The organism is Aquimarina latercula DSM 2041, from assembly GCF_000430645.1.
Classification (GTDB): Bacteria; Bacteroidota; Bacteroidia; order Flavobacteriales; family Flavobacteriaceae; genus Aquimarina; species Aquimarina latercula.
In genome coordinates, this window is the sequence record NZ_AUMK01000005.1 from 361,094 (window position 1) to 371,940 (window position 10,847).

Sequence of the window (10,847 nt, forward strand, 5' to 3'; positions counted from 1 at the left end):
AGAACTTATCCAAAGACAGAGTTACTCACAAATTAATTGATTCAAACCTAAAACAACATCTATCAAGTCTTTAAGTCTTAGAGAATCACTTTTGTTCTTGTGAATTTCCTTAGAGCATATTAATGATACCTCTATTGCATTGGAATAAACTGTACAAGCTATATTAACTGTATCTAACCAATCACCTTTCTGTTGGTCAACAATTATTTTATTATCTTGATTATCAAAACGCTTTATTTGTGCTCTTTCTTTGAAATTAAATCTACCTACCATATAATCTTCTATATCTTTCTGATAAGCTTGTAAGTAATCTTCTCTAATTATTTCAAAAGGCACTTTTTGATTTAATCTAGCGCTAACATATTTTTCATATACATCCTCTAGATATAATTTGTTGAAATCTTTTGTTGATTTCCTATAATGTAATGGCAATAAATTATCTACTACTCCCATTAAATCTGAGACTTCTAATCCTTTTATTTTTTGTTCTCGACCATTAACATTAACTCCTATTAAATATTTATCATTTAAAGATAATTCGTCTAATAGCCTTTGATAGGATGATAAAAATAATATACTTATTGGTAATCTATATTTTTCTGATATCTGCTTAATTGATTCTAGTTTTGAATCAGTAATAGTTATTTTTTGAGTTACATAGCTTAGTAGCCCCCTCTCACTTTTAATTGTTTTTTCAACATCTTGTAACCTCCGCATGGATTTTTTCCAATATTCTCTTTGAATATATCCTTCTTCTGACTTCAAAAACTTATTTTGCCAGGTTACGAAATCAAAATTAGAAGTATCTAACTTTTGTGTATTAAAGTTTAAATTTTCAAAAAATTGTTTTAATCCTTCCTGAACTTTATTTGCAGTATAATCATCTAATAGGGAGTGATGGATTCCTAATAGTACTTTAGCATCTCCATACTTATTATAATTAGACAAAATAAGTACCCTAATTAACTCTCCTTCTAATAAATTAAATGGCTCTAGAAAAAAAGAAGTAAGCTTGCTATCACTAAATAAAGAAGCTCTTTTTACTTTAATTTTTAAAGGAACCATATCAGAAGAGATATAGCTTTGTACAATTTCCCCTTTTTCTTTCTTATACTTAATACATAATGAAGGGAACATTGATAGGTATTTTCTAAACTGGTTTTCAAAAGTATTTTTATCAAAATCCTTAATAAAAGTACTTAACCTAACTTGACTATATTTAGACCTAAAAAAACGAAACTGGTTTTTTGATAGATTAATTTCATCTCCTATTACCCATTTTCTTGGACTTACAGCTATTCCTTCATTACTTAAACTTCCAACAAATTTGATTTTCTTTGCTAAGTCAATTACCATTGGTGTATTAAGTAGATCTCCTAGTTTAAGAACATATCCTTTCTGTTTCAAACGAGCTATTAATTCTACAGACTTAATAGAATTACCTCCTAAGGTATAAAAATCATCTTTTATACCTATAATATCACAATTTAGAACTTCTTTCCAAACCTCAATCAGTTCTTGCTCTTCTTTTGTTTCAGGCTTTACATATTTTGCTCCACTTGAAATATTAGTAGTATACTGCTCAAGTAATATTTTCTTGTCTACTTTTCCATTTTTAGTATATGGCATCTTATCCAACTCAACAAAATTACTTGGAATCATATACTCTGGTAATTTATCTAATAAAAACTCACGTAAATCTTTTCTATTAAATTCTTTTTCGCTCACCAAATATGCAATCAATTCTTTATTTCCAGATTTAGTTGTTTTTGATACTACCTTTACTTCCCGTATATTTTCATTAGATAATAAACATTTTTCAATTTCTCCTAATTCAATTCTATATCCTCTTATTTTGATTTGATCATCAGCTCTACCGATAAACTCTATAGTGCCATTTTTAAGCCTTCTACCTAAATCACCTGTTCGATATATTCTCTTTCCTTTTAAATATTGGTTATTAACAAATTTTTCTGATGTTAACTCCAGGTGGTTAAGATATCCCCTAGACAGACCAACCCCGCCAATACATATTTCTCCAATGACACCTGCAGGCTGAGGGATCATAAAACTATCCAAAATAAATATCTCATTATTATAAATTGGGTCTCCAATTACAGGAGACACTAAATACTCTTTAAGATTGTCTTTTGTTATTTGGAAAGTACAAACAGCTACTGTAGTTTCTGATGGACCATATGAATTCACTAACTGTATATTTGTATTTTCAACAATTTCTTTTACATCTTTCAAATTTTGACGTTCACCTCCGGTTAATATCAATCTTAAATCTAAGCTATTTTTGATGTTATATTCTCCGGAATTATTTAGTAAAAGATTTAAGTACGTTGGTGTAAATTTCAAAAATGTTATTTTTTTGTTTAATATGTACTTTGAAACCTTTTCTGGGTCTTTCTGTATCAATTCATCCAAAAAGTGTAATGTTCCTCCATTAAGAATAGTACCATATAGACTTGTGTAAATAACATCAAATGACATACTAGATGATACAATACTGCTATCCTTAGAAGTTATTTTATATTCTTTTGTAAACCAATTATTATAATTCACTATTGATTTATGCTCAATTTGAGATCCTTTTGGCACTCCTGTTGTTCCAGACGTATATATCAAGTAAGCTAAATTTGAAGAATCATAATCAAGATTAAGATTTCTTTTATTATACTTATTCGACTCCTGAATTAGGCTTAGTATCTCTTTAGATTTAACAAATTCTGAACACTTGCTATCTTCTAGTATAAAATCCACTCTACTAGGGGGCAATTTTGAATCAATAATTGTATAGGCCCCTCCTGATTTCATAACACCCAGAATACCTATCAATGTTAAATAAGGTTCATCGCTAAGTTCAACCCCTATTGTAAAATCATCTCCTTTTCTTTTATCAATAAGGTATGAAGCTACACTATTTGAATATTCATTCAATACTTTATAAGTGATTTCTTTGCTTCCAGACACTATTGCTATATTCTCTGGTGTTACTTCTACTTGTTCTTGAAATAGGTCTACAATTGTTTTATCTGCTTCATAACTGACATTCGTTTTGTTAATTTTTGAAAATAAGCTATTTTCCTTTTGGGAAAAATATGTCAATGTATTCAAGGGTTGATTCGAACTTATAACAAACTGTTCAATTAAGTTATAGAAATGTTCTTTAATAGTGTTCATATCCTCAATAGAGTATACATTTTCATTAAATCTAAATTCTATAGAAAGTGCAGTTTGAGAAGGAGCTATGACGATTCGAAAATCATAATTTGTTTGTTCATATACATCTAATGATTCTAATTTTAAAGTATCACTTTCGTAATCTTGAAGATCCTCAAAATCATCTTGAATAGTTTCTTGAACAGGGTAGTTTTCGAACACTACAATATGATCCATCAAATCCATTCCTAATTCACTTTGTGATTGAACTTCTGATAGATTTAAATAATGATGTGAATTACTTGATGTAGCTTTTTGTTGTAAATCACTTAACAAGTCAATAGGTGTTTGAGTATTGCTATACTCGACTCGCACTGGAATTGTATTAATGAAAAGTCCAATCATATCTTCTACACCAGTTAATTCTGCTGGTCTACCCGAAACTACAGATCCAAAAACTACATCTTTTACATTATTATATCTAGAAAGTAAGTATCCCCATACTCCTTGTACAAAAGTATTTTCTGTTATGGATGAGTTCTGACAAACTACATTCAATTTTTGATACAACTCATCTTCTACTTTAAAACTGGTTTTTGTCTGCTTGTAAGAATATAAATTTTTAATCTCTTTTCGGAATGGTATTATTGTTGAGTTTGAATAACCTGATAAATATGTATTCCAATAGTCTAATGATTCTTTTTTGTTTATTTTATTTAACCATTCAATATACTTTGAGTAATTAACTGGTGATCCAAGAGTAAAGGATTCATCTTTTGCTAAACTCGACTGTATTTTATAAAAATCATTGATTAATATACTTATACACCATCCATCCATCAAAATATGATGATGACTCCAAATAAACTCATAAGACCCATTACCAAAATCCAATACTTTTAGCCTCATTTGGCAAGGTTGTTCAAGATCAAAACCTTCTAACCTATCCTCAGATTTTATAGAATCTATGTATTCCGTTCTTTCATTTTCATCTGTAAATTGACGTGCAACTTTCTCATAGCTAAAAGTACTCTCTGTATTTTTCCAAACTATTTGTAAAGGCTTCCCAGCAAAATCATTCGTAAAACTTGTTCTCAGAATTCCATGCCTATTTACTAATCCATCATAGGCTTGTCTAATAGATGTCACATCTAATGCATTGTACTTAATTCCATATGAAACTTGCTCAAAGTACATGCTAGTAGATTTTTCAGTCAACCAATGGTAATACATCCCTTGTTGTAATGGTGATAATTCGTAAACATCTTCTACATCACCTTTTAATTGAATGGTTTTCAATTCGTTAAAACCTAAACCTTTAACAGTTAAATCTGAAGGTGTGATATTCTTAGAATCATCAATTGACAAACCTTCAATTAAACTTACCAGTTGTTTTTTATATGCTTCGATTAATAAATCAATCGTTTCTTGATGGTAAATAGCTTTAGGAAACCTTATCGACATGGTAAGCTGATTAGTAACCATCATTCCTGAAACGTCTAATAAGACATCTGTTCCGTTTTTAGCATCTACACTTCTACCTATATCTTCATTTGCATAATCAAACAATGAGTCATTAGAGTTTCCTGCCTTACTCCCAAAATCGCCTAAATAATTAAATATAATAGAAGGTGTAATACCTGATTTTAAGCCACTAGTTAGATATTTTAACATCCCATATCCTATTCCTTTATTAGGAATTCTTCTTAGGTCTTCTTTTACTTTTATAAGTCCGTTTTTATTAGAATCAACATTAGATAAGTCCAACACAAAAGGATAAACTGAGGTAAACCATCCTACGGTTCTACTTATATCTATATTATTAATAATTTCCTCCCGGCCATGACCTTCCATTTTTATTACACTCTTATCTAACTGAAAAACCTCTTTAATTGCAAGTCCTAATGACGTAAGTAGTACATCATTAATCTCTGTATTGTAAACTCCATGGACTTTAGTTTGTAAAAGCTCTGTGGTTGCCTCATCTAAAATAAACGATGCACGTCCATTATGTTCTATAAAATTGACTGTTCTTTCTCTGTCTGTTGGCAAATTTGGAATTGATTTTTTACAAATTTCTTCCCAGTACGTCTTCTCTGATGTATTGTATAGCTCATGAGCATATTCTTTTTGTAAATGAGCCCATTTCTGAAAAGAATCTGTTTTTAATGGCAAGCACAACTTTTCATTTTTTAAACACTGATTGTACGTTGTCGATAAATCTTCTAAAAGTATTCGCCAAGACACTCCGTCTACTACCAAATGATGAAGAATTAGAGCCAATCGGTCACCATCACACAATCTAAAATGACCTATTTTTAACAGAGGTCCTTTTTCTAGATCAATACTAGATTGAATTGTCTCTGATACTTGAGCCATAATTTCTAAAGCGTCCTCTTTATCCTGAAGGTCATAAAAATCAACAGAATAATGCTTACTATCAATCCCCTTATTACATTGTTTTTGAATACCATTATCATTACTATACGTCATTCGTAAAACGTCATGATGCTCAACTAATTTACCCAAACACTTTTCTAAAATATCTGGATCAATTTGCTCGTTTATTTTTAACGCTACGGATTGATTATAATGATGTGGTATTTTAATAGTTGAAGCTTCAAAAAAGTAATGCTGAATTGGGGTTAATTCTACATCTCCTTTCACCTCTGATTGATCAATAATATTATCATTAATCTCCATCAGTTTTGCCACATCTTCCAAAACTGGTTTACGCAATAACTGCTCTACCTTAATAGTATATCCCTTTTGTTTTAGACGTGACACGACCTGGATTGATTTTATTGAGTCTCCGCCTAAATTGTAAAAACTATCTTTAACACTAATTGATTCTCTTTTTAAAACATCTTCCCAAACTGACACCAAGACTTTTTCTTCTTTAGTTTCAGCAGCGACATACTCTGTACCTGTTGATACATTTTCCACTTCAATTACTGGCAATCTTTTTTTATCTACTTTTCCATTAGACGTTAATGGCATATTATCAAGTTGAACAAAATGATTAGGCAGCATATAATCTGGAAGGTTTTGCGATAAGAAACCTCGTAAATCAATTGTATTCTCCGCTTGATCAGAAACTATATAAGCTACTAATTCTTTATTTCTATTAGCATCTTCATTAACTAGAACAATAGCTTCTCTGATGTTTTCTTTTGCCAACAACAAATGTTCTATTTCACCTAATTCTATCCTAAAACCATTAATCTTTATTTGATCATCTTTTCGTCCATGAAATATCAAGTCACCATTTGGAAGCCATGCTCCTAAATCTCCAGTTTTATAAAGTCGTTCTCCTTTAACGAAAGGGTTTTTTATAAATTTTTCTTTTGTTAATTCCGGAAGGTTTAAATAACCTCTAGCTACACCTTCTCCTCCAATACATATTTCTCCAAGAACCCCTTTAGGTTGTAATCTATTACTTTTATCCAATACATAAATCTTAGCATTTGTGATTGGTTTTCCTATTGGAATATTCTCTCCTACCAATACGTCTTTTGTTTCCATCTTAAACACAGAACCACAAATACTAGTCTCTGTTGGGCCATACGCATTGTAATATGTTCCTAATTCTGCATACTCCATTACTTTATCAAATACTGGTGACTCGCCAGCGGTAATAAGTGTTTTTATTCCTGACAAAGATTTCATATTCATCATTTTGAAATATGAAGGAGGAATTGTAGCGATATTGATATTGTTATTGTTTATATATTCTTCTAAAGATTTTGGATCCTTTCTTTTTTCTTGATCTATCATAAATAAATTCCCTCCTGATAGAAGTATTAAGAAAATTTCCCAGATGGAAGCATCAAAAGAAAATGATGCAAATTGAAGGCCGTTATAACTTGAATCTAACTCAAATTGATCAATTTGAGAAAGCATCGTATTCACAATTCCCTTATGCTCAATCATTACCCCTTTTGGTTTCCCTGTAGATCCAGAGGTATAAATTACATATGCAAGATCTGTAGGAATAACTACATTTTCAAGTTTGGTTTCATCGTAATTTGAAGGTTCAAATTCTACATCTATCGCAAATAATTCTCCTTCATAATAGTCCATATCAAACATAAAAGATGTTTCTGTTATCAACAACTTTAGATTAGTATCATCGACTATATGAGTTTTTCTAAGTTCTGGTAAGGCCGGATCAATAGGAATAAAAGCTGCTCCCGATTTTAAGATACCCAGAATAGAGATAATATAAGATTCACTCCTATCTAACTGAACACCAATAAAATCTCCTTTTTCTATTCCGTAATCAGTGATTAAACATTTAGACAGCTGATTAGAAATTTTATCTAATTCTGAATAGCTTAGTGTTTTTCCATTAAAAGAGACTGCCGTCTTATTTGGATTTAAGTTTACTTGTTTTTTAAAAAGACTTACTAATGTGTTTTTCTTTGGATAAGGTAATTCAGTTTGATTAAATTCACTTATTTGTTCACTTATTTCATTGTTACTCAAATAATTAATAGACCCTATTTTATCCTGAGTATTATTTAAAAGCGAAATAAGCAACTGTTTATAATGATTCATGAAACATTCTATCATTGACTTTTCATAAACATCCTCATTATATTTTAAGACAAATGATAGTTTTCCTTCAACTTCCTGAAAATGAACTTCTATATCATTCTTACATTTGGTAATTCCTAAATCTTTAACAACACTAACGTCTTCTTTGTCCAAAGTTCCTAATTGGGTATTATCCGTTATATTATGAAAGGATACAGAAATATCGAAAATGGGGCTTCTAGTCATATCATATTTCAAGTCAAGATCTTCTACAAGTCTATCGAAGGAATACATTTGATGTTCATAAGCCGAAAGTGTTGATTTCTTTACTTTATCAAAAAACTCCTCAAAAGTATCTTCTCCAGATACTTGATTTCTTAATGCCAAAACATTAAGATAAAAACCTATTTGATTTTCTAAATCTAATTGATCTCTTCCTGCAATTGGAGTACCTATAATAACATCTTCTTCCGAAGTATATTTATTCAAAAGTATGTTTAATGCAGATAATGCTCCCATAAACAAACTTCCTCCTCTATCCTGTGTAAAAGATTTTAGTTTATCGGTTATTGTAGAAGAAATAAATGTTCTTAAAGATCTACCGTTATATGTTTTGATTCTTGGGCGTTGTTTATCGGTCGGTAGATTTAACAAGGATAACTCTCCAGATAAATTTTCTAGCCAGTATTTTTTATCTTCATTAAACATTTTTGTGTCTAATTGGGATAATTGCCAAGAACTATAGTCTTTATATTGAATTCTTAATTCAGGTAAATTAGGTGTAATTCCTTTAACAAATGCTTCATAATATGTTAGTACATCTTTGGATAATACGTCCATTGACCATCCATCACTTATGATATGGTGCATATTATAATAAAAAACATATTCTGTATCTGATATTTGAAGAATAGCAACTCTTAACAAGGGACCCTTTTCTAAATCAAAAGGACGTTGTGAATCTTCTTTTATATAGGTATCTACAATGTTTGTATTAGTATCCTGTTCTCGATAATCCTTAAAATCTATTTTAAGATTTAATTCTTCTAATGGTAAAATCCATTGCCTTATCTCTCCATTACTATCTTCTTTAAAAATAGTTCTCAAGATTTCGTGCCGATTAACAGTAGAGAATATAGCCCTTTTTAATTTTTCTATATCATACCCTCCTTTTAACCTTACTGATGAAGGCATGTTATACGCTAAAGAAGTTCCTTCATATTGACTTAAAACCCATAACCTTTTTTGAGCATCCGATAGTGAATAATTTGTCGAAAGATTAATTACAGGTATTATCGGTGAAGTTCCTTCACTGTGCTCTATAGACTGTAGGTATTTTATTAGATCTTGTTTATTTAATTTAATTTCTTGAATTAAATCATTAGACAATTCTTTCTCGTACGATACTACCTCTATATTATTGTCATTCAATACAAGTCTAATATTCTCTTCCCTTAATCTAGTGGTTAACTCTTTAGCTGTATTTTCCATTATTAAATAATTTTCTTTTTAATTTAGATTTTTGTTAATATTCTATTGTTTTTTCTCCAAATAACCGCTCAGCATCAATATTTCTTCCAAGACATTCCTCTACCAGTTTATTAGATTCAACAATTGGTCTTGATTCATCAGTATACTTTATAGAACTAATAAACTCTAACCAAGGTTCTAACCCCATTGCATAAACAAATACATTTCTAGGATTAAAGATTTTCATTAAGCTCCTACCTTGATCATAATTACATCCCGCAAGACGGCGAGATTGATCTTTGTCCCTGTCCATTTTTTTTGATAACAGAGGGCCGTAAAGCCACGATAATGGAGCACCGTCACATTCCATTCCCAAAAAAAGCACGTCGATGTCTCCAATGACTGACTGTACTCTCTGATAAACTTCTGGTTGAACATTACAAGAATCTGCAGCAAATAATAGTTTAAGTTTATTATGAAGAGAAACATGAAAACAAAGTTTGCTTCTAACATCTAAATCCGAATGTTCTCCTATAAACGGAAGCCCTGTTATAATACATTTATCCATTTTGATAGATTCCATATCTCCTAACTCGATAACATTCTCGAAGCCAATATTATTTAGCATTAATTTTAAACTCGGATCCTGAAGATTCCCTCTACTACAACCAGGAACAACAATATTCTTGATCATATGCCTAAGCTGTAAAAGTGTCTCTAACAGTACGTGATCCTGATGATTATGAGTAATCAAAACATAATCTATTTCTTTAGGTAAGTCATTTACCGTAAATCGATTAATTTCTGTTTCGTACCCATCATAGCTAATTACAGGATCAACTAAAATTGACATCTCACTAGTTTCTACTAATACACAAGCATGTCCAAAATACCTCGTTCGTATCCCCGCCCCTTCATATTCTTCATATTTTTTAGGTGGTTCTTTAGTAAAAAAGCTTTTGAATAGTTCTTCCTGTTCAGGCTTAATCTGAAGTAGGTTTTTTATCTCATTATAATCTCCAGGCTCACGTTTCATTCTAAACAATTGATCAATTACCTGATTTTTAAAAGCGACATCTAGATGTATAAGGTTTTCATCCTCTAATCTTGGAGTACTTAAAACAAAGGGACGATCATCATCAGCTTCTACCAATTGCAATGAAATTGACTGAGAAGTTTCATCGTAGTATTTGCTTTGGTATAATAATGATTCAAAAAATCTATAATTTGGCTGATCATTTAGGTCATAGTACAACTCAACAAATCCTTTTAATGGTTCTGGTATTTTTGCATACAATGGTTCCATAGAATATCCCACCGCTTCTTTCTGAAGTAACTCATTTAATTCATGTATTGCGTCTCTCAATTCTAACATATTAGCTCTTTGATCGACTGTTTTATTCATTAAATCTTTGATCTCTTCTACTCGTCCTCCTTGATAATCAATAAAAGGACCTCCTAGCATTTCAGGTTTTTTAACTGCAGCAGCGTGAATTTTTGGATTTTTGATATAAGACTCCATAATCTTTAAGTGCCTGTCTTTAATATTCATTGCTGCCGTAGCAGGTGATACCAAATGGGACCAAGCATACCATTTATCTATAAGTCCTTCTATTGCGACATTGAATTTTAAATATTGTAAGTTTTCTGTTTTACTCATTTTTGATATA

At 30.6% G+C, this 10,847-nt stretch carries 2 protein-coding genes; both read right to left on the reverse strand.

The genetic code is table 11. The annotated features are described in order from the left end of the window. Window positions 1–21 precede the first annotated feature (21 nt). Window positions 22–9,198: a non-ribosomal peptide synthetase gene (locus H526_RS0108845; RefSeq protein WP_027392675.1), complete on the reverse strand. Its 9,177-nt coding sequence runs from the start codon at window positions 9,196–9,198 to the stop codon at window positions 22–24. Between the two features lie 34 nt (window positions 9,199–9,232). Further along, window positions 9,233–10,837, reverse strand: a complete 1,605-nt coding sequence (locus H526_RS0108850) for an MBL fold metallo-hydrolase (RefSeq protein WP_027392676.1) — start codon at window positions 10,835–10,837, stop codon at window positions 9,233–9,235. Window positions 10,838–10,847 lie beyond the last annotated feature (10 nt).

Excerpts from the sequence above, each read along its gene's own strand:
- H526_RS0108850 (WP_027392676.1), bottom strand. The coding sequence starts at position 10,837 with ATGAGTAAAACAGAAAACTTACAATATTTAAAATTCAATGTCGCAATA.
- H526_RS0108845 (WP_027392675.1), bottom strand. The coding sequence starts at position 9,198 with ATGGAAAATACAGCTAAAGAGTTAACCACTAGATTAAGGGAAGAGAAT.